The organism is Pseudonocardia sulfidoxydans NBRC 16205 (assembly GCF_007989085.1).
Taxonomy (GTDB): Bacteria; Actinomycetota; Actinomycetes; order Mycobacteriales; family Pseudonocardiaceae; genus Pseudonocardia; species Pseudonocardia sulfidoxydans.
The window spans coordinates 43,182-62,445 of the sequence record NZ_BJVJ01000016.1 but is presented as its reverse complement, the minus strand read 5'-3'; the positions used below and the strand labels follow the sequence as shown (position 1 = coordinate 62,445).

Annotated in this window: 20 protein-coding genes; 8 read left to right on the top strand and 12 right to left on the bottom strand. The window is 73.6% G+C overall.

Annotated features, from left to right (window positions below):
- Positions 1-17: 17 nt before the first annotated feature.
- The 5 genes from PSU4_RS10710 to PSU4_RS10690 all read right to left on the bottom strand — a co-directional run bounded on the left by PSU4_RS10710 (position 18) and on the right by PSU4_RS10690 (position 5,805).
- Positions 18-1,286, bottom strand: coding sequence for a uroporphyrinogen decarboxylase/cobalamine-independent methonine synthase family protein (locus tag PSU4_RS10710; protein ID WP_147105807.1), 1,269 nt, complete (start codon positions 1,284-1,286; stop codon positions 18-20).
- Positions 1,287-1,359: 73 nt separating this feature from the next.
- Positions 1,360-1,929 carry a TetR/AcrR family transcriptional regulator gene (locus PSU4_RS10705; protein WP_147105805.1) on the bottom strand — a complete coding sequence of 190 codons (570 nt, stop codon included), beginning with the start codon at positions 1,927-1,929 and terminating at the stop codon, positions 1,360-1,362.
- A complete protein-coding gene (locus tag PSU4_RS10700) occupies positions 1,926-3,122 on the bottom strand; it encodes an acyl-CoA dehydrogenase family protein (protein WP_147105802.1) in 1,197 nt (398 codons plus the stop codon). The genes PSU4_RS10705 and PSU4_RS10700 overlap by 4 nt, the downstream gene beginning before the upstream one ends.
- Positions 3,119-4,261: a thiolase family protein gene (locus PSU4_RS10695; protein ID WP_147105799.1), complete on the bottom strand. Its 1,143-nt coding sequence runs from the start codon at positions 4,259-4,261 to the stop codon at positions 3,119-3,121. The genes PSU4_RS10700 and PSU4_RS10695 overlap by 4 nt, the downstream gene beginning before the upstream one ends.
- Positions 4,258-5,805, bottom strand: coding sequence for a class I adenylate-forming enzyme family protein (locus PSU4_RS10690; protein WP_147105796.1), 1,548 nt, complete (start codon positions 5,803-5,805; stop codon positions 4,258-4,260). The genes PSU4_RS10695 and PSU4_RS10690 overlap by 4 nt, the downstream gene beginning before the upstream one ends.
- A 115-nt stretch (positions 5,806-5,920) precedes the next feature.
- On the opposite strand from PSU4_RS10690, the gene PSU4_RS10685 reads away from it, so the two are divergent.
- Positions 5,921-6,214, top strand: coding sequence for a DUF1330 domain-containing protein (locus PSU4_RS10685; protein ID WP_147105793.1), 294 nt, complete (start codon positions 5,921-5,923; stop codon positions 6,212-6,214).
- Positions 6,215-6,217: 3 nt separating this feature from the next.
- On the opposite strand, the gene PSU4_RS10680 is transcribed toward PSU4_RS10685, so the two are convergent.
- The 7 genes from PSU4_RS10680 to PSU4_RS10650 form a co-directional block, all read right to left on the bottom strand.
- A complete protein-coding gene (locus PSU4_RS10680; RefSeq protein ID WP_147105790.1) occupies positions 6,218-7,048 on the bottom strand; it encodes a DUF1206 domain-containing protein in 831 nt (276 codons plus the stop codon).
- Positions 7,049-7,201: 153 nt separating this feature from the next.
- Positions 7,202-8,281: a tRNA 2-thiouridine(34) synthase MnmA gene (gene mnmA / locus PSU4_RS10675; protein ID WP_147105787.1), complete on the bottom strand. Its 1,080-nt coding sequence runs from the start codon at positions 8,279-8,281 to the stop codon at positions 7,202-7,204.
- Positions 8,278-9,570 carry a cysteine desulfurase family protein gene (locus PSU4_RS10670; RefSeq protein ID WP_281290672.1) on the bottom strand — a complete coding sequence of 431 codons (1,293 nt, stop codon included), beginning with the start codon at positions 9,568-9,570 and terminating at the stop codon, positions 8,278-8,280. The genes mnmA and PSU4_RS10670 overlap by 4 nt, the downstream gene beginning before the upstream one ends.
- 77 nt (positions 9,571-9,647) lie before the next feature.
- Positions 9,648-10,718 carry a lysophospholipid acyltransferase family protein gene (locus PSU4_RS10665; protein ID WP_186816871.1) on the bottom strand — a complete coding sequence of 357 codons (1,071 nt, stop codon included), beginning with the start codon at positions 10,716-10,718 and terminating at the stop codon, positions 9,648-9,650.
- Positions 10,715-11,500: a GNAT family N-acetyltransferase gene (locus tag PSU4_RS10660; RefSeq protein WP_246115041.1), complete on the bottom strand. Its 786-nt coding sequence runs from the start codon at positions 11,498-11,500 to the stop codon at positions 10,715-10,717. The genes PSU4_RS10665 and PSU4_RS10660 overlap by 4 nt, the downstream gene beginning before the upstream one ends.
- A gap of 130 nt (positions 11,501-11,630) precedes the next feature.
- A complete protein-coding gene (locus PSU4_RS10655) occupies positions 11,631-12,578 on the bottom strand; it encodes an electron transfer flavoprotein subunit alpha/FixB family protein (RefSeq protein ID WP_147105781.1) in 948 nt (315 codons plus the stop codon).
- A gap of 25 nt (positions 12,579-12,603) precedes the next feature.
- The gene (locus tag PSU4_RS10650; RefSeq protein ID WP_147105779.1) at positions 12,604-13,392 is read right to left on the bottom strand and encodes an electron transfer flavoprotein subunit beta/FixA family protein; all 789 of its coding nucleotides are present in this window, start codon (positions 13,390-13,392) and stop codon (positions 12,604-12,606) included.
- 314 nt (positions 13,393-13,706) lie between these two features.
- Here PSU4_RS10650 and PSU4_RS10645 point away from each other — a divergent pair, with 314 nt between their 5' ends.
- From PSU4_RS10645 to PSU4_RS10615, 7 genes are all read left to right on the top strand, one after another.
- Positions 13,707-14,006 carry a hypothetical protein gene (locus PSU4_RS10645; protein ID WP_147105776.1) on the top strand — a complete coding sequence of 100 codons (300 nt, stop codon included), beginning with the start codon at positions 13,707-13,709 and terminating at the stop codon, positions 14,004-14,006.
- A 115-nt stretch (positions 14,007-14,121) separates the two neighbouring features.
- Entirely contained in the window at positions 14,122-16,032 is a 1,911-nt protein-coding gene (gene uraD / locus PSU4_RS10640; RefSeq protein ID WP_147105773.1) for a 2-oxo-4-hydroxy-4-carboxy-5-ureidoimidazoline decarboxylase, read from the top strand.
- Positions 16,029-16,502 carry a 2-oxo-4-hydroxy-4-carboxy-5-ureidoimidazoline decarboxylase gene (gene uraD / locus PSU4_RS10635; RefSeq protein ID WP_147105769.1) on the top strand — a complete coding sequence of 158 codons (474 nt, stop codon included), beginning with the start codon at positions 16,029-16,031 and terminating at the stop codon, positions 16,500-16,502. Before uraD (PSU4_RS10640) ends, uraD (PSU4_RS10635) begins: the two co-directional genes overlap by 4 nt.
- Positions 16,499-16,792, top strand: coding sequence for a hydroxyisourate hydrolase (uraH, locus tag PSU4_RS10630; protein WP_147105766.1), 294 nt, complete (start codon positions 16,499-16,501; stop codon positions 16,790-16,792). The genes uraD (PSU4_RS10635) and uraH overlap by 4 nt, the downstream gene beginning before the upstream one ends.
- Before the next feature lie 5 nt (positions 16,793-16,797).
- Positions 16,798-17,658, top strand: coding sequence for a factor-independent urate hydroxylase (gene pucL, locus PSU4_RS10625; RefSeq protein ID WP_147105763.1), 861 nt, complete (start codon positions 16,798-16,800; stop codon positions 17,656-17,658).
- Between the two features lie 189 nt (positions 17,659-17,847).
- Positions 17,848-18,201 (top strand): hypothetical protein, encoded by a 354-nt coding sequence (locus PSU4_RS10620; protein ID WP_147105761.1) that lies wholly within the window; start codon positions 17,848-17,850, stop codon positions 18,199-18,201.
- Between the two features lie 163 nt (positions 18,202-18,364).
- Positions 18,365-19,240 carry a type IV toxin-antitoxin system AbiEi family antitoxin gene (locus tag PSU4_RS10615; RefSeq protein WP_147105758.1) on the top strand — a complete coding sequence of 292 codons (876 nt, stop codon included), beginning with the start codon at positions 18,365-18,367 and terminating at the stop codon, positions 19,238-19,240.
- Positions 19,241-19,264: the final 24 nt, after the last annotated feature.

Here is a 19,264-nt window from a genome sequence, read left to right as displayed (position 1 = left end):
ATGGCGACTATCGCCGCTCACGACCGTTCGTCGACGTCCTTGTCCCCCGTCGGGTCGAGGAAGGCCTCGCCCAGCTGCCGGCAGAGGCCGAGCGCGGTGCGGGCCCAGTCGGGGGTGGCGCCGGCGAGGCCGCAGGTGGGCGTCGGGACGGCCAGCTCGGCGAGGCGGTGGCGGGCGAAGCCGAGGCGGTCGGCGAGATCGAAGGCGCGCTGGGCGAGCGCGGGGATCTCGGGCGTCCGCGCAGGCGCGGTGGTCCGGACGAGCCCCAGCATGATCGGTGTGCCCGCGTCCCAGACCTCACCGACGGCGTCGAGCGCCGCCGGGAGCGCGGTGTCACCGGAGATGGCGCGGCGGGTGCCGTCGATCCCGACGGCCGCCGCACCCACCCCGGCCAACAACCGGAGGGGCGGGTCGTCGGCGCAGCAGTGCAGGACCACCGGCGACCCGAGCCCGGAGAAGGTGTCGACGAACTCGCGCAGCAGGTCGGCGGCGTCGATCTCGTCGATCGCCCGGACGGTGCCGTAGCCGGAGGCGGTGGGCAGGGAGCCGCGCAGGACGGCGGGCAGGGCGGGCTCGTCGAGCTGCACGACGACGCGAGCTCCGGACCGGGCGGCCACTTCGGCGACGTGACCGCGAAGGCCCTCGAGGAGGCTCGCGGCGAACTCGCGGACGGCGCCGCGGTCGGTGAGGACGCGGTGCCCGGCGTGGAGCTCGACGGTCGCGGCGAGCGTCCACGGGCCCGCGGCCTGCACCTTGACCCAGCCGGGGCGGATGGGGTCGCAGGCCTCGTCGAAGGCGTCGAGGTCGCCGCGCAGGAGGTCGACGGCACGGCGGTGGTCGCGGCCCGGGCGCTGGGTGACGCGGTAGCCGGTCGGGACGGTCTCGACGGCGAGGTCGACGAGCATCCCCGCGGTCCGCCCGACGATGTCGGCCCCGACGCCGCGTGCGGGCAGCTCTGGCACGAACGGCATGGCCCCGACCTCGCCGGCGACGATCGCGGCGGCCTCGCGGATGTCGGTGCCCGGCATGGAGCCGACGCCCGTCGCGATGCCGAGCGGCCAGTGCGGGAGGTCCTCGGGTTCGGCGTCCTCCTCCGGCGTGGTGACGACGATCCCGCCCCCGACCTGCGGCGGAGCCGGTGCACCGGGCACGGAGTCGGCCAACCCGGCGGCGGCGAGGGCGGCGGAGAGCGGGTCGGCGGGGGCGGGTGGGGCGACGCCGCCCAGTCCGGCCTTCGCCAGCGCCTCGGCGAGCGCGTCGGCGGCGGGGTCGCTCTCGGAAGTCATGGCCGACGGTCTATCAGATGGGCCCAGCTCAGGGCTCGTGAGTGGCGATAGTCGCGATAGCGACTATCGCCACTCACAGGAGGTGCAGCAGTTGGTCCGCCACGTGCTCGGCCAGCTCTTCCGCGGACAGGGACCCCGACGGGTCGTACCAGCGGCGCAGGTAGGCCAACGAGCCGAGAGCCAGGTATGTCCCGATCCGGGACCCGCCGCCGACCTCCGCCGCCACCTCGCGGAAGACCGCGGCGTGCTCGCGGGACAGCTCGCGGACGCGGGCGTCGAGAACGGGGTCGGGCAGGTGCATGAGGAACAGCGGGGCGAACGACGGGTAGTCGCGCAGCTCGACCAGCGCCTGGGAGACGAACAGCCGGCGCAGGCGGTCGACCGCAGGTCCGTCGGACGACGCGACCTCGCGCAGCCGGGCCACGACCTCGGCCGTCGCGTTCTGCACCGCCGCGAGGAAGAGGTCCTCCTTGGACGGGTAGTAGTGGTAGAGGCTGGCGCCGCGCATGTCGAGGCGCGCGGCGATCTCCTCCAGGCTCGCGCGTTCGTAGCCGCGCTCGGCGAACACCTCGGCGGCGACGCGCTCCATGAGTCGCTGCCGCTCGGCGCGCTTGCGGGCGACCCGCCCCACCGAAGCGGTCACACCGGCAGCCCCAGGCCGCGCGCGATCAGCATCCGCTGCACCTCCGAGGTCCCCTCGCCCACGGTGAGGATTCTCGCGTCCTGGTGGTGCCGTGTCGACGCGGTCTCCTCCATGAACCCGTACCCGCCGGCGAGCTGGGTCGCGGTGTAGCCGGCGGCGTTCGCGAGCTCGGACGCGACGAGCTTCGCGATCGCGGCCTCGCGCTCGATCGGGAGCCCGCGGTCGTACTTCCAGGCGCCGTCGTAGGTGAGCACGGTCGCGGTGCCGACGGCGGCCGCGATGTCCGCGACCTGGAACGCGACCCCCTGGTGCCCGCCCAGCGGCTTGCCCATCGAGGCGCGTTCCCCCACGAACCGCATGCTGTCGACGAGGCAGCCGCGCGCGACGCCGATGCTCATCGCGGCGATCGGCAGCCGCGCCCACGTCAGGAAGCGCAGCGCCTCCCGGTAGCCGCGGCCCTCGTCGCCGAGCAGGGCGTCGGCGGGCAGCCGGACGTCGTCAAAGTAGAGCGGATGGGTGTCCGACGAGCGCCACCCCTGCTTGGCGTACGCGGGCCCGACGGTGACGCCGGGGGCGTCGAGCGGGACGAGGAACGCCGAGACGGGCGGGCGGCCGGTGCCGGGGTCGTCGTCGGTGGCGGCGAACAGGATCACGTGGCGCGAGAACGGCGTGCCGGAGTTGGTGATGAACTGCTTGGCGCCGTTGATCACCCAGTCGTCGCCGACGCGGCGGGCCCGGGTGCCGATGTTGCCGGCGTCGGAGCCGCCGGAGGGTTCGGTGAGCCCGAAGGAGATGAAGGTCCGACCGGCGGCGGCGCCGGGGACGATCTCCTCGAGCAGGTCGGTGCGGTCGGCGGCCAGGTGCACGAGCAGCGCGACGCTGATGGCCTGGACGTGGACGGTGACGGCGAGGGAGGAGTCGACGGTGGCGATCTCCTCGGCGGCGAGGCAGGCGGAGCGGAGGTCGGCACCGGCGCCGCCGTACTCCTCGGGGGCGAGGAGCCCGAAGGCGCCGAGCTCCCCGGCGGCCTCCACGAGCTCAGGAGAGAAACGCGCCTCGACGTGGCGTTGCGCCGCGCCCGGGGCGACGACGTCGGAGCAGAACCGGCGGATCGTCTGCTGCCACTCGCGGTGCTCGTCGTCGAAGGCCCAGGGCACGTCGTAGATCGCGCCGGTCCGGAGCTCGTCCGTCATGAAGGTCCCCCCAGTACATGGACGACGGCACACGCCACGTCCGTCCCGACGATCCCGCCGAGGTTCTGTGCCATCGCGATCCGGGCGCCGTCGACCTGCCGGGCCCCGGCGCGGCCGGTGAGCTGGGTGTGCAGCTCGACCAGCTGTGCGACGCCCGTCGCGCCGATCGGGTGCCCGCGCGCGAGCAGCCCGCCGCTGGTGTTGACGGGCCGCGCGCCGCCGAGCCGGGTCGTCCCACCCTTCACCAGCGCGTCTTCGCTGCCCGGGTCGCACAGCTGCAGCTGCGCGTACAGCTCCAGCTCGCCGACGGCGGTGGCGTCGTGCAGCTCGACGAGATCGAGGTCGTCGGGTCCGAGCCCGGCCCGCTCGTAGGCGGACGCCGCCGCACGCGAGACCGCCGTCGGCATGGAGGCGTCGTCGCCGCGGCCGCTGGTCATGACCGACGCGTCGATGTGGACGGGCCCCGGGGTGGAGGACAGCACCACAGCCGCTGCCCCGTCCCCCATCGGCGCGCACATCCGCAGCCGCAGCGGCCCGACGATCGGCCGCGACGCCAGCACGTCGGCCGCGCCGAGCGGGGTCCGGTGCTGCGCCAAGGGGTTCAGCGCGCCGTGCGTGTGGTTCTTGGCCGCGATCTCGGCGAGCACGTCCTCGTCGAGATCGGAACGGTCGGCGTAGTGGTCCATGAAGATCGTGCGATCCGCGGGCGGCGAGGGGTGCAGGGCGTGCATCTCGGCGAGGTCCATCGAGGCGTCGAAGGCGCGGAAGGCCTTCTCGCGGTCGGGGTGCACGAGCTTCTCGTAGCCGACGACGAGCACCCGCCGGTACAGCCCGGCGACGATCGACTGCCACCCGAGATGCGCGGCCACCGCCCCGGAGGCGCACGCGTTCTCCGTGTTGACGACGGGCACCCCGCGGATCCCGGTGCCGCGCAACACGACCTGTCCGCGGACGGACTCCTGGCCGGTCATCAGCCCGTCGACCGCGTTGCCGACGACGACCGCGTCGACGTCCCGGGGTTCGAGGCCGGCGTCGTCGAGGGCGGCGGCGACGGCTTCCTCGACGAGGTCGCGCGGGGTGCGGTCGGGGTGGCGGCCGAACCGCGTCATGCCCGAGCCCTGGACCGAGACAGCGGTCATGCGCCGTGCACCCGCCGGTCGTGGCCGGCCCAGTGCGGCTCGCGCAGCACCTTGCGCTGCACCTTCCCGACGGGGCTCTTGGGCAGCGGCTCGGTCGTGACCTCGACGCGGCCGGGCTTCTTGTAGGAGCCGAGGCGCTGCCTCACGAGCTCGATCACGTCGTCGGGTTGCAGCGACGCGCCCGGCGCGACGACGCACACCGCCATCGGCGTCTCGCCCCACTTCTCGTGCGGCACACCGAACACGGCGACCTCGACGACGTCGGGATGGTCGTTGATCGCGCTCTCCAGCTCGGCGGGCCAGATGTTGAACCCACCGGAGACGATCATGTCGTCGGCGCGGTCGAGCACGTAGAGGTAGCCGTTGGTGTCGAGGCGGCCGATGTCGCCGGTGCGGATCCAGCCGTCGACGAGCCGGGTGCGGGTGTGGACGTGGCCGGGGTCGTCCCAGAACTCGCGCATCTGCCCCTCGCACTGCGCGTAGATCTCGCCCTCCGACCCCAGCGGCAGGACGGTCTCGCCGTCGGCGTCGCGGATCTCGATGCGCACGAAGGGGAGTACCCGTCCGGCGGCACGCAGCGGCGTCGAGCCGGGGACGTCGGAGAACCACTCGGCCGGGGTCATCTCGGTGAGCGGCACCGCCTCGGTCTGGCCGAACACCTGGTGCATGACCTCGCCGAACACGCGCCGACCGGCCTGCGCGGTGGCGTCGGTGATCGGGGCGCCGCCGACGAGCACGCACTGCAGCTTCGACCAGTCCCGTTGCGCAGCAGACGGTTCGGCGGTGAGCATCTGCACCATCGACGGCGGCGCGAACATGTGCGTGACGGCGTGCCGTTCCACCATGTCGAGCACCTTGAGCGCGTCGAAGGCGCCGAAGAGCAGGTTGGTGCTGCCGTGCAGCCACGCCGGCAGGAACAGGTAGCCCGAGGCGTGCGAGATCGGTCCCGCGTGCCCGACGACGCTGTCGAGCTGCAGCAGCGGGAGCCGGCAGTACCAGTTGCGGCAGTTCACGAGCCAGTCGTGCTGGGTGTAGCCGACGCCCTTGGGCCGGCCCGTGGTGCCCGCGGAGTGGCGGATGACGTACCAGTCGTCGTCACCGACGACGACGTGCGGGTCGTCGGCCGACTGCGACGCGAGCCGGTCCTCGTACGACGCGTCGCGCACGACGATGTGGCGCAGGCACTCCACCGACGCGTCGAGGCCCTTGACGCTGTCGGCGTAGGCGGCGTCGGTCAGGAGCACGACGGCGCCGGTCTGGCCGATCATGTGCGCGTGCGCCTCGGGTGAGTTGCGCGCGTAGAGCGGTACCCGGACGGCGCCGGCGATCGCGGCGGCGATGAACAGGTCGGCGGCGCCGAGGTTGTTGTCCTCCAGGCCCGCGACCCTGTCGCCGGGCTGCACGCCCAGCGCGATCAGGGCGTTGGCGAGCCGGACGCCGCGCTCCCAGGCCTCGCCGTAGGTGAGCGTGCGGTGCTCGTCGATCAGCGCGGTGCGGTCGCGGTGGAACGCGACGGACTGCCGCATCATGTCGGCCACGTACACGGTGGACCTCCTCGCCGACGCCGGTGTCGGTCCGTTCGAGCATGGCGCCGGTCACACAGAAGTTCAAGGCATGAGCAGAACTTCTGTCGACGACTCGTCCGCCTACGATCACCGGATGGCAAAGGGATACTGGGTCGTCGCATATCGGTGGGTCTCCGACCCGGACGCGCTCGCGAAGTACGGCGCCCAGGCGGGGCCGGTCGTCCTCGCCGAAGGAGGCCGTTTCGTCGTGCGCGGCGGGAAGGCCACCGGGCGGGAGCACGGCGCGGCCGAGCGCACCGTCGTCGTCGAGTTCCCGAGCTACGACGCGGCCGTCGCGGCCTACGAGAGCGACGCCTACCAGGCGGCCGTGCGCATCCTCGACGGCGTCGCCGAGCGCGACTTCCGGATCGTGGAGGGCCCGGAGTAGCGGTCACTTCTTGCGGCAGCGGGCGTCGAACAGGCAGTAGAGGCCGAACACGGCGAGGCCCGCCGCCAGCACCAGCAGCAGCGCCGGGCCGTAGGGCTGGGCGCCGAGCGTCCTGACGCCGGCGTCGAGCCCGACGGGCTGCGCCGGGTCGAACCGCACCGCCGCCCGCACGGTGAGCACGCCCGCGGTCAGGTACGCGCACCCGAGCGCGACCCAGCCGATGTGTCCGGCGAGCACCCCGAGCCGGCCGAGGCGCGGGCCGCAGCGCGACAGGTCCAGGTCGCGACGGAACCCGCCCCGCAGCCCGCGCCACACCGCGAACCCGGCCAGCACCGCGACCCCGACGCCGGCCGCGCCGACCAGCCACTGCCCGCCGGGCCACCGCAGGACCGTCGTCAGCACCGAGCCCTGCGACGACCCGCCCGACGCGATCTTCGCGGCCGACACGGCGAGCGTCGCGAAGATGCCCGCCTCGACGAGGTCGATCGCGCTGCGCAGCACCCGGCGCTTCGTGGGCAGCCGGCGATGGCCGAACACCACCTCGGCGAGCGTCCACAGCACCAGCGCCGCCAGACCGACGACCGCCAGCCACAGCGCGACCCGACCCACGCCGGTCTCCGCGACCGTCGCCAGCGCCCCGGTCTTGTCGGCGCGCTCGGCGTCACCGAACGCGACCTGCGCGGCCAGCGACGCGATGACCAGGTTCACCGCCCCGTAGGCGACGAGCCCGATGCGCCCGAGGATGCGCACGGGCCGGGACTCGACGACGTCCTCCGCCGTGTCGGCGGCGGAGTCGACCGTCGTCGACGCCGTGGTCGAAGCAGGGTCGGACACACGCCACCTCCAGAACCGGAGCGCAGCATGTCCCTTTCAGACGGTTCGCGCCACTCGTCCGAGTGACGACCTTTTGCCGAGTTCGACAGGAGACTGGCGCAACCGGGCTCCGCACCAGCGTGGTGTCGAACTCGGCGGGAGTTCCGCAGCGGGTCAGCGCGCGGCGGCGATGGTGGCGCTGCCGAGGACGACGTCGCCGTCCGGGTCGGGGCGGTAGAACGCCACCGACTGCCCCGGGGCCACGCCACGCAGCGCCTCCCCCAGCTCGACGCGCAACCCACCGTCGGCGGTCGGCCACGCCGTCGCCGGGGCCAGACCGCCGTGGGCGCGGACCTGCACGACACACCCGGTGGGCCCGTCGGGTGCGGAACCGCTGCCCCACACCGGCTCCTCCGCATCGATCTCGCGCACGTCGAGCGCCTCGGCGGGCCCCACGGTCACGGTGGCGGTGACGGGCTCGATGCCGAGGACGTAGCGGGGGCGGCCGTCGGCGGCGGGGCGGTCGACGCCGATGCCCTTGCGCTGGCCGACGGTGAAGCCGTGCACGCCGTCGTGGCCGCCGAGGACCTCACCGCTCGCGGCGTCGACGATCGGGCCGGGCCGGGCGCCGATGCGGTCGGCGAGGAAGGCGCGGGTGTCGCCGGAGGGGATGAAGCAGATGTCGTGGCTGTCGGGCTTGTCGGCGACGCGCAGCCCACGCTCGGCGGCCTCGGCCCTCACCTGCGCCTTGGGGGTGTCGCCGATCGGGAACAACGCGTGGGCGAGCTGGAACGGGGTGAGGACGGCGAGGACGTAGGACTGGTCCTTGCCGTCGTCGACGGCCCGGCGCAGCACGCCGTCGTGCAGGCGCGCGTAGTGACCGGTGCACACGGCGTCGAAGCCGAGGGCGAGGGCCTTGTCGAGCAGCGCGGCGAACTTGATGCGCTCGTTGCAGCGCACGCACGGGTTGGGGGTGCGACCCTCGGCGTAGGCGGCGACGAAGTCGTCGACGACCTCGGCGGAGAAGGGCGCGGCGAAGTCCCACACGTAGAACGGGATGTCGAGGACGTCGCAGGCGCGGCGGGCGTCGTCGGCGTCCTCGCGCGAGCAGCAACCCCGCGAGCCCGAGCGCAGCGCGTCGGGCGTCTCGGACAGCGCGAGGTGCACCCCGACGACGGCGTGGCCCGCCTCGACGGCACGCGCGGCCGCGACGGCCGAGTCGACGCCGCCGCTCATCGCCGCGAGGACCCTCATCGCGCGACGGCCTCCCGGTCGGACGCCCCGGGGCGGCGGTGGACAGCGGCGTTCTGCCCGGCGCGCCGTGCCCGCTCGACGACGGGGCCGATCGCGGAGGCGACGGCGTCGACGTCGCGTGCGGTGGAGGTGTGGCCCAGCGAGAAGCGCAGGGAGGCGCGGGCGGTGGCCGCATCGGCGCCCATGGCGAGCAGCACGTGGCTGGGCTGCGGGACACCCGCGGTGCACGCGGAACCGGTGGCGCACTCGATGCCGTGGGCGTCGAGCAGCATGATCAGGCTGTCGCCCTCGCAGCCGGGGAACGACAGGTGCGCGTTGCCGGGCAGCCGCGACGGGCCGCCGTCGATCTCCGCGGTTCCGGGGTCGCCGTTGAGGACGGCGTCGGGGACGGCGGCGGTGACGCGGGCGACGAGCTCGTCGCGCAGCGCGCCGATGGTGGCGGCGCGGCGGGCGGTGTCGGCGACCGCGATCTCGACGGCGGTGGCCAGTCCGATGACCGACGGGGTGTCGAGGGTGCCGGAGCGGACGTCGCGTTCCTGACCGCCGCCGTGCAGCAGCGGCGTGACGGCGACCTCGCGGCCGAGCAGCAGGACGCCGGCGCCGTAGGGGCCGCCGAGCTTGTGGCCGGTGAGGGTGAGCGCGTCGACGCCGGAGGCGCCGAAGTCGACCGGCAGGACGCCGACGGCCTGCACGGCGTCGGTGTGGAAGGGGACGTCGAACTCGTGGGCGACGGCGGCGAGCTCGCGGATGGGGTTGACCGTGCCGACCTCGTTGTTGGCCCACATGACCGACACCAGCGCGGCCGACCCGGGATCACGTTCCAGCGCGGCCCGCAGCGTCTCGGGCCGGACGCGGCCGTACCGGTCGACCTCCAGCAGTTCGACCTGGGCGCCCTCATGTGCGGCCAGCCACTCCGCGGAGTCGACGACGGCGTGGTGCTCCACCGCCGAGACGAGCACGCGGGTGCGGCGGGCGTCGGCGTCGTTGCGGGACCAGTACAGGCCCTTGACGGCGAGGTTGTCGCTCTCGGTGCCGCCGGTGGTGAGCACGACCTCGGACGGCCGGGCGCCGACGGACGCCGCGATCGCCTCGCGGGCCTCCTCGACGCGGCGGCGGGCGCGGCGGCCCGAGGAGTGCAGCGCCGAGGCGTTGCCGGTCGAGGCCATGGCCTCGGCCATCGCTGCCACGGCGGCGGGGAGCATCGGCGTCGTCGCCGCGTGATCCAGGTACGCCGCAGCGGCGTGGGTGCCGGCGGTGCCGGTCCGGTTCGCGTCGGTCACGGAGGTCACGAAGTCCTGCCCGTCCCTGTCGGTCGTCAGGGCGTCCAGGGTAATCGCCGTCCGTCGCATCCTCCCGCGGGGCGGGGTCACGCGGCGGTTGCCTCCGTGCGGGTCGGCTGCACCGCGGCCACGCTCGATCCGGACACCGGGGACGATACGGGACGCGCCACCGCACCGGTGACGACGCGGCGGGCGCGGGCGGCCAGCACCCGGCGGTCGTCCCCCGGGCCGGGTCGCAGCAGCGGGTGCAGGGTCAGTTCGCAGACCAGGCCGTCGAGGGCGAGGACGCGGCGCAGCGAGCCGGCGAGGGTCTCGTCGCCGACGAACGACGCCGCGGTGGTCGGCCTGCCGTCGGCGAGCCGCAGCTCGAGGGTGACGGGCCGGACGGCCGCTCCGGCGTCGACGGCGGCCTGGAACGGCGCACGGCGGAACGGGCCCGCGGCCGAGCCGCACCAGGTGGTGCCCTCGGGGAAGACGCCGACGACGGCCCCGGCGCGCAGGGCGTCGGCGGTCTCGTCGACGACGGCGGGCAGCGCGCGCAACCCCGCCCGGTCGACGAACAGTGCCCCGGTGCGGGCGGCGATCGCGCCCACGACGGGCCAGTCGCCGACCTCGCGCTTGGCGATCATCCGGACGGGCTGGACCGCACCGAGGGCGACGACGTCGATCCACGAGAGGTGGTTGGCGACGACGAGCGCGCCGCCGCCATCGGCAAAGGTGCTGCCGCCGTTGACCTGCAGCCGGATCCCGGCCGCGCGCAGGACGGCGCGGAAGATGCGGTAGGTGGCGGCGTCGGTGGCGCGGCGGCCGAACAGCGCGACCACCGGGAGGGCGAGCACCGCGGTGGCGACGACGGCGAGCAGCGCGGCGGCGCGGCGGGCGGAGCGCAGCCGCGCGGGCCGGGCCGCGGGCGGCAGACAGTCCTGCCCGCACGGCGAGTACGGGTGCCACGGGCTGCCGTCGCGCTCGGCGGCGCGCGGCACCCCGGGGTGGGTCGGGTGCTCGACGAAAGGCGGTCGCGGCCCGGGTTCACCGCCGCGCAGCGGGGCGATCACCGGTTCCGGGACGCCCGCGCCGTCGGTGACGTCGAGGTCCTGCGACCGACGATCACGGTCGCGGGTCGGCGCGCCCGTCGGCGGCACGGCCGGGGCGCTCACGCGACGTCGCCCAGGAAGTAGCGCAGGTAGCGCTGGTCGAGGCGCTGCATGTCGAGCAGGACGGCGAAGTCGGCGCAGTCGAAGTCGGGGTCGTGCGCGGGCGCGCCCCCGATCCAGGCGCCGAGGCGCAGGTAGCCGCGCAGCAGCGGCGGCATGCAGGCCCTGCCCGAGCGCGCGACCGGACCGGCGCGCCACGGGTTGCGCGGGGCCACCCGGTAGGGGTCGGGGGCGAGGTGTTCGGCCTTGACCCGCTCCCAGACGCCCGCGGCGAGCGCACCCTCGGCGTCCGATCCGGAACCCAGCGGGACGCTCGCGCAGCCGATGAGCCAACGGTTGCCGGTGAGCAGCATGTAGCGGGCGATCCCGGCCCACACCAGTCCGACGACGGCGCCGTCACGGTGGTCGGGGTGCACGCAGGAGCGGCCGGTCTCGACCAGCTCGGGACGCAGCCCGTCGAGCGCGGACAGGTCGAACTCGCCGTCGGCGTAGAGCGCGCCGGCCCCGCGGGCGCGGGCGGGCGGCAGCATCCGGTAGGTGCCGACGAGGCGGCCCGTCGCGTCCTCACGGACGACGAGGTGGTCGCAGAACTCGTCGAACCGGTCGACGTCGCAGCCCGGGACCGGACTGTGCAGGGTCGCGCCGAGCTCTCCCGCGAACACGTCGTGGCGCAGCTTCTGGGCCGCGCGCACCTCGTCGGCGTCGGTGGTCAGCAGCAGGGAGTAGCGGCCGGTCGGGGTCTCGGGGGTCGTGCCCAGCACCCGCGATGAGATCGAGGAGGTCACGCCCCGAATTGGACGGGTCGCAGGCGAACGGACGATCCGCTCCGCGGCGGCCGTCGGTTGGCGATCGGGTGAACTCCCCCGACAGCACGACGCCCCCGACCGAGGGCCGGGGGCGTCGTCGTGGCGAGCGTCAGGACTTGCGCTTGACGATCTCCTCCTGCAGCTGCGGTGCGACCTTGAACAGGTCGCCCACGACGCCGTAGTCGGCGATCTCGAAGATCGGCGCCTCGGCGTCCTTGTTGACGGCGATGATCGTCTTCGACGTCTGCATGCCGGCGCGGTGCTGGATCGCGCCGGAGATGCCGAGGGCGATGTAGAGCTGCGGCGACACGGTCTTACCGGTCTGCCCGACCTGGAACTGGTGCGGGTAGTAGCCGGAGTCGACCGCGGCGCGCGAGGCGCCGACGGCGGCACCGAGCGAGTCGGCCAGCTTCTCGACGAGCTCGAAGTTCTCCGCCGAGCCGACGCCACGGCCGCCGGAGACGACGACGCTAGCCTCGGTGAGCTCCGGGCGGTCGCCGCCGACGAGCGGCTCGCGCGCGGTGACGGTGGCCGAGCGGCCCGACGAGGCCGGGACCTCGACCGACTGCTCGGCGCCCGCGCCGTCGGCCTGCTCGATCTCGATCGAGCCGGGGCGCAGCGTGATGACCGGGTGGTCGGTGTTGGCCTTGGCCTCGGCGATGTAGGCGCCGCCGAACACGGAGTGGGTCACGCCGTCGGGCGAGACGCCGACCGCGTCGCCGAGCAGGGCGGAGTCGGTGCGGACGGCGAGCCGGCCCGCGATCTCCTTGCCGTCGGCCGACACCGAGATCAGCACCGCGGCCGGGTTCGCGGACTCGACCAGGGAGGCGAGCACCGCGACCTGCGGGGTGAGGAAGTCGGTGGAGTCGGTCTCGGCGACGTAGATCTTCGCCGCGCCGTGGGCCTTGAGGCCGTCGGCCAGCTTGCCCGCGGTGCCCGCGGCGCCGACGACGACCGCCGACGGCTCGCCGAGGCCGCGCGCGGCCGTCAGCAGCTCGTAGGTGCTCTTCTTGATCTCACCCTCGACGTGGTCGACGAGGACCAGGACCTCAGCCATGGGTTTCTCCTGTTCCTTCGCGGGGTCAGACGAGCTTCTGGGAGACCAGGTACGCGGCGATCTTCGAGCCGCCGTCGCCCTCGTCCTCGACCTTCTCGCCCGCGCTCTTCGGCGGCTTGGGCTGCGAGCTCGTGACCGTGGACAACGCGTTGGCCAGTCCGACCTGCGAGGCGTCGATGCCGGCGTCGGCCAGCGACAGCGTCGAGACGGGCTTCTTCTTGGCCGCCATGATCCCCTTGAACGACGGGTAGCGCGGCTCGTTGATCTTCTCGTTGACCGACACCAGCGCGGGCAGCTCGGCGGTCAGCTTGGTGACGCCGTCGTCGGTCTCGCGGGTGACGTTGACGCTGCCGCCCTCGACGGTGACCTCGCGGGCGTGGGTGAGCGCGGGCACGCCCAGCAGGTCGGCGACCATGGCCGGGACGGCGCCGGAGCGGCCGTCGGAGGCCTCGTTGCCGGCGAGCACGATGTCGTAGCCGCTGTCGACGGAGGAGATCAGCGTGGCCAGCGCCTTGGAGGTCTGGACCGCGCAGGAGCCGTGGAGCGCCTCGTCGGAGAGGTGGACGGCCTTGTCGGCGCCCATCGACAGCGCCTTGCGGATGGCGTCGGTGGCCCGGTCCGGACCCATGGCGACGACGGTCACCTCGGACCCGTCGTTGGCCTCCTTCAGCTGGAGGGCGGCCTCGACGGCGCGCTCGTTGATCTCGTCGAGCACGGCGTCGGTGGCCTCACGGTCCAGGGTGCCGTCCGAGCCGTCGAGCTTGCGTTCGGAGTAGGTGTCGGGCACCTGCTTGATCAGCACGACGATGTTCATCGGACCTCTTCGACCTCCTGCCGGTGCGAGAGCCGTGCCCGTGTGGTGCACGACCCGTACGTCGGACTCCGCCGCCCGGAACGACTCACGGGGCACGGTGTGAACTCTCCGCCGCCATTGTTACCGGCGGGTTCTGGACGGGCAAACGGTCGAGGGGTGAGAGTCCTCACGAATCAGTAAGACATTTGAGCTTTCACAGCGGTTAGACGGCTGTCACGATCCGGCGTCCGAGCCGGGCGTGGCGCACCCGTCAGCGGTACAACGGAGACCTCGCCGGGGCCGTTCCGGCGGACCGACGCAGGCGGGGGTGCCACGTGCTGGTGACCGGCTTCGACGACCGCACGGGCTGCGGATACGTGCTCCGGACGGGCCCGCACACCGCCGACGACGGGTCGGGCAGCACGCTCGTGGAGAACGCCGGCCTCACCGTGCTCGCCACCCCGGAGCTCGCCGTCGCGCTGCGCGACGCGCTGGCCCACAACCCCGTCGCGATGCTCGGGTGGTCGGGCCCGGAGGTGCCGCTCACGCTGGCCGACGACGTGCTGCTCGGCTGGCTCACCCACACCGTCGGAGGGGTCGTGACCGTCGAGGGCGCGCCTGGAGGATCCTCCTAAAGGGGGGTCGGCAGGGCCCACGCGCTTCGTCGCTTCCACGGGTGGTCGCTGCTGTGACCGGGCCGTCATCGTGGGTCGCGTCACAGCCGACCGACGACCCCCTGCGAGGTGCCCGGTGCGCGCCCGTCCCCCCACAACCACGTCGAAGCGGCGTCATCCTGTCGACGAGGTACTGCCCCCCGCGAAGCTCGCCGTGTACGGCTTCCAGCACGTGCTCGCCTTCTACGCCGGCGCCGTCATCGTGCCGATCCTGCTGGCCGGGGCCATCGGGCTGAGCGAGCGCGAGCTCATCCACCTCATCAACGCCGACCTGTTCACCTGCGGCATCGCCTCGATCATCCAGTCCGTCGGGTTCTGGAAGGTCGGCGTCCGGCTGCCGCTGCTCCAAGGCGTCACGTTCACCGCGGTGTCGCCGATGATCGCGATCGGGCTCGCCGCGGGCGGCGGCACCGACGGCCTGCTCGTCATCTACGGCTCGGTGATCGTCGCCGGCCTGTTCACGTTCCTCATCGCGCCCGTGTTCGGGAAGCTGATCCGGTTCTTCCCACCGGTCGTCACCGGGTCGGTCATCACGATCATCGGGCTCGCCCTGCTCCCCGTGGCCGCGGCCGACGCCGTCGGCGGGGCCGCCGACCCGCACCCCGAGGACTGGCGCAACCTCGCGTTCGCCCTCGGCACGCTGGCGCTGATCGTCGTCATCCAACGAGTGTTCCGCGGGTTCATGGCCACGGTCGCCGTCCTGATCGGGCTGGTCGCGGGCACCCTCGTCGCCTGGGCCACCGGGTTCGCCACGTTCTCCTCGGTCGCCGAGTCGTCCTGGTTCGGCGTCACGACGCCGTTCTTCTTCGGCATCCCCAAGTTCGGTCTCGCCGCGATCGTCTCGATGATCGTCGTCATGCTGATCACCGCCGTGGAGACGACCGGTGACGTGTTCGCGACCGGGGAGATCGTCGACAAGCGGGTCGGGCGCAACGACGTCACCCGCGCCCTGCGCGCCGACGGACTGGCCACCACGCTCGGCGGCGTCCTCAACTCGTTCCCGTACACGTGCTTCGCCGAGAACGTCGGCCTCGTCCGGCTGACCCGGGTGAAGAGCCGCTACGTCGTCGCCGCGGCCGGCGTGATCATGATCCTGATCGGGTTGGTGCCCAAGGCGGGCGCGGTCGTCGCGGGCATCCCGCACCCGGTGCTCGGCGGTGCCGCGCTGGCCATGTTCGCCACGGTCGCCGTCGTCGGGTTCCAGACGCTCTCGCGCGTCGACTTCCACGACCACCGCAACGTCGTCATCGTCGCCTCCAGCGTGGGCCTGGCCATGTTCGTGACGGCCCAGCCCGACGTCGCGAAGGCCCTGCCCGGCTGGGCACAGATCGTCTTCGGGTCCGGCATCACGCTGGGCAGCATCACCGCGATCGTGCTGAACATCGTGTTCCACCACATCGGACGCGGCCGCGGCCCGGCCGTCGCCGGCACGCCCGGCGAGGGCTCGGTCCGGCTCGAGGAGGTCAACCGGATGAGCCGCGACGAGTTCGTCGCGACGTTCGGCCGGCTGTTCCAGGGCGAGACCGCCGTCGTCGGGCACGCCTTCGACCGCAGGCCCTTCGCCGACACCGACGCCCTGCGCACGGCGTTCCAGGAGGCGCTGTTCGCCGCGCCGCGGGAGGAGCAGCGCGCGCTCATGGCCGAGTACCCGGACCTGGGCGGGCTCGACATCGACGAGGACTCCGAGCGCGACCAGTCCAGCGCCGGGCTGACGCGGCTCGCCGACGAGGACCAGCAGGAGTTCGAGACGCTCGCCGCCACCTACCGCGAACGGTTCGGCATCCCGCTCATCGTGTGCGTCCGCGACGCGCACAACCGCGACCACATCCTGCGCGACGGTGCCCTGCGGCTGACCAACTCGCCGGCCCAGGAGCACGCGGCGGCGCTCATCGAGATCGCGAAGGTGGCCAACCACCGGTTCGCCGACCTCGTCGCCGACGCCAACCCCATCCACAGTGCACGGACCTCGTGGACGCACTCGCGATGACTCTCCAGCTGTTCAACGACCTGTCCTCCGCGGAGGCCGAGCGCGTGCTGCTGGCGTGCTGCTCGGCCCCGCGCTGGGCCCGGGTCGTCGCCGCCCGGCGGCCCTTCCCGTCGGTCGACGCGTTGCAGGCCGCCGCCGCGGACGCGTTGCGCGACAGCGATCTCGACGACGCGCTCGACGGCCATCCCCGCATCGGGGACCGGGTCTCCTCCGGCGACTCGGCCCGGGAGCAGGCCGCGGTGTCGGCCGCGGGCGACGAGGTGCGCGACGCCCTGGCACTGGGCAACCGCGCCTACGAGGCCCGGTTCGGGCACGTGTACCTGGTGTGCGCCAGCGGGCGCAGCGCCGAGGACCTGTTGGCGACGTTGCAGGCGCGGCTGGCCAACGACCCCGCCACCGAGCGCAAGGTCGCCCTCGGGGAGCTGGCCGACATCAACCGGCTGCGTCTCGCCCGGCTGGTGGCGTCGTGAGCCTGTCGACGCACGTCCTCGACGCGGCCACGGGTGCTCCGGCGGCCGGCCTCACGGTCTCGCTCGACGGGGTCTCCCGTACGACCGATGCCGACGGCCGGGCCCGCTTCGACTCCGATGTGGCGCCCGGCACCCGGCGGCTGGTGTTCGACACCGGCGCCTGGTTCGGCGACCGGCCCCACTTCCACCCCGAGGTCGTCGTGACCTTCACCGTCACCGACCCGGCGGCACACCTGCACGTGCCGCTGCTGTTGTCCCCCTTCGCCTACTCGACCTACCGCGGGAGCTGACACCCATGACCATCACCCTGGGCACGAACCAGTACGGCAAGGCCGAGAACCGCGTCGTCCGCATCTACCGCGACAGCGCCCGCCACGAGATCCGCGACGTCACCGTGTCGACGTCGCTGCGCGGCGACTTCACCGCCGCCCACCTCGAGGGCGACCAGGCCCGGGTGCTGCCGACCGACACCCAGAAGAACACCTGCTACGCCTACGCCAAGGAGAAGGGCCTGCGCGAGATCGAGCGCTACGGCCTCGACCTGGCCCGGCACTTCGTCGGCGACGTCTCATCGGTGACGGGAGCCCGGGTCGCGGTGGACGAGCTGTTCTGGGACCGCGTCGAGGTCGGCGGGCAGGGTCACGACCACACCTGGGTACGGCGCGGCCCCGAGGTGCGCACCACCGTCGTCACCGTCGACGAGACCGGCGAGCGGGTCGTGTCGGGCCTTCGCGATCTCGTGCTGCTGAAGTCCACGGGTTCGGAGTTCGCGGGCTTCCTCACCGACGGGTACACGACCCTCGCCGAGACCCACGACCGGATCATGTCGACGTCGCTGGCCGCGACCTGGCGCTACTCGCGCACTTCGTTCGGGGACGGCGACCTGGACTGGGACAAGGTGTGGGGCGACGTGCGCCGCATCCTGCTGGAGCAGTTCGCGCTGGTGCACTCCAAAGCGCTGCAGCAGACGTTGTGGGAGATGGGCCGCGCCGCGCTCGAGGCGCACCCGGAGATCGCCGAGCTCTCGCTGTCGGCGCCGAACAAGCACCACTTCGTCGTCGATCTCTCGCCGTTCGGGCTGGAGAACCCGAACGAGGTCTTCCACGCGGCGGACCGGCCGTACGGCTTGATCGAGGCCACGGTCACGCGGTCCTGAGGTAGCGACGGCGGTCACTGCACGCCGTCCTCACCCGGACGGCGCAGGCGTGCCCTGATCGGACCAGAACCGTTCGGGAACGAGCGGTGAACGGGTGACACATCGCGGTCCACCCGTAACGTTGCGCGTACGTCCCACCGACCCTCACACCAGCCGTATCACGCGGCGACGGGCGAGGAGGGACCAGTCGTGGGCGACCGAACGGCGATCGGGGGCCGAGCGCGGCGGATCTCGCCTGCCGCGGTCGCGGTGTCCGCGCTGGTGGGCCTGGTGGTCGGGCAGTCGTTCGGCAACGCGCGCGCCCACCGTGGCGAGGCGCGGCTCGGCGCGATCCTCGACGACGCGGGCCGGCTCGACCTCGGGACGGGCCGGATCACCGACGCGGCGGGGCGCCCGCGCGGCATCGTCGACCTCGACGGGGCGGTGCGGGACCGCAGCGGCCGCCGGCTGGGTGTCTACGACGACGCCTCGGCGACCTTCCGCGACACCGCGGACCGCGCAGTCGCCGGGGTCGACGAACGGACGGGCCGCATCCGCCGCTGACCCGGTCCGCCGAGACCAACGCCAGTGCTGTTCCGGCGCGGCCGGGCAGCACTCCTGTTGGTCTCGGTGACGGAGCCGCTCTCGATGCAGCGGGTGATCGCATGCGCAACGGTCCCGCACCGATCCGGCACGGGCGGGGCGGGCGGCGCGGCAGGGTGCGCCCGTGCTGCTCGACGAGCCCTTCCGCGCGAGCGCGGCGATCGCCGCAGGGCTGGTGACCCGGCCGCAGCTGCGCGGGCCGCGATACCTGCGGCTGTTCCCCGACGTGTACGTCCACGTCGGCGATCGGCCTCCCGACCTGCTGCTGCGCTCGCTCGGTGCCGCGCGGCTGGTCGCCGGGCGCGGGGTACTCGGGGGCTGGTCGGCGGCGACGCTGCTCGGTGCCGACGCCGCTCCCCGCGACGCACCGGCCGAGGTCGTCGTGACACGGGAGCAGCGGACCCACCCGGGCCTGCTGGTCCGCCGCGGTGCGGTGCCGGCCGCCGAGACGTGGAGCGCCCACGGCTGCCCGGTCACCTCTCCCCTGCGCACGGCCTACGACCTCGCACGACGGCTCCCGCTCGTCGAGGCCGTCGTCGCGGTGGACGCCCTCGGGCGGGTGCCCGCGGCGCGATTCGTCCCGGCTGATCTCCTGGCTCGTAGGGAGATCGGCGCCCGGGGCTGTCGCCGGCTCGACCGCGTCGCCGAGCTCGCCGACCCGCGGGCGGAGTCCCCCATGGGGACGCGCACCCGGCTGATGCTGGTCCTCGCGGGGCTGCCGGCGCCGGAGGTGCAGTACGTGCTGCGCGAGGCGAACGGTCGGTTGGTCGCCCGCTTCGACCTCGCCTATCCCTCCGCTCGGCTGGCCATCGAGTACGACGGCGCGGGCCACGACGTGTTCGGGCAACGCGGCCTCGGCTACGACGACCGCCGCCGCGACCTGCGCACCGGCGCCCTCGGCTGGCGCACCATCCGCCTCACCGCGACGGACCTGGGTCCGCGCCGTGCGGAGGTGATCGCCGCCATCCGCGCCCACCTCCGCTCGCCGAGACCGACGTGAGTGCTGTTCTCGGTGTCTCGAGCA

Coding starts and splice junctions, on each gene's coding strand:
- PSU4_RS10685 (WP_147105793.1), top strand. CDS start 5,921: ATGGCAAAGGGATACTGGGTCGTCGCATATCGGTGGGTCTCCGACCCG.
- pucL (WP_147105763.1), top strand. CDS start 16,798: ATGACCATCACCCTGGGCACGAACCAGTACGGCAAGGCCGAGAACCGC.
- uraD (WP_147105769.1), top strand. CDS start 16,029: ATGACTCTCCAGCTGTTCAACGACCTGTCCTCCGCGGAGGCCGAGCGC.
- PSU4_RS10700 (WP_147105802.1), bottom strand. CDS start 3,122: ATGACGGACGAGCTCCGGACCGGCGCGATCTACGACGTGCCCTGGGCC.
- mnmA (WP_147105787.1), bottom strand. CDS start 8,281: ATGAGGGTCCTCGCGGCGATGAGCGGCGGCGTCGACTCGGCCGTCGCG.
- PSU4_RS10695 (WP_147105799.1), bottom strand. CDS start 4,261: ATGACCGCTGTCTCGGTCCAGGGCTCGGGCATGACGCGGTTCGGCCGC.
- PSU4_RS10655 (WP_147105781.1), bottom strand. CDS start 12,578: ATGGCTGAGGTCCTGGTCCTCGTCGACCACGTCGAGGGTGAGATCAAG.
- PSU4_RS10650 (WP_147105779.1), bottom strand. CDS start 13,392: ATGAACATCGTCGTGCTGATCAAGCAGGTGCCCGACACCTACTCCGAA.
- PSU4_RS10710 (WP_147105807.1), bottom strand. CDS start 1,286: ATGACTTCCGAGAGCGACCCCGCCGCCGACGCGCTCGCCGAGGCGCTG.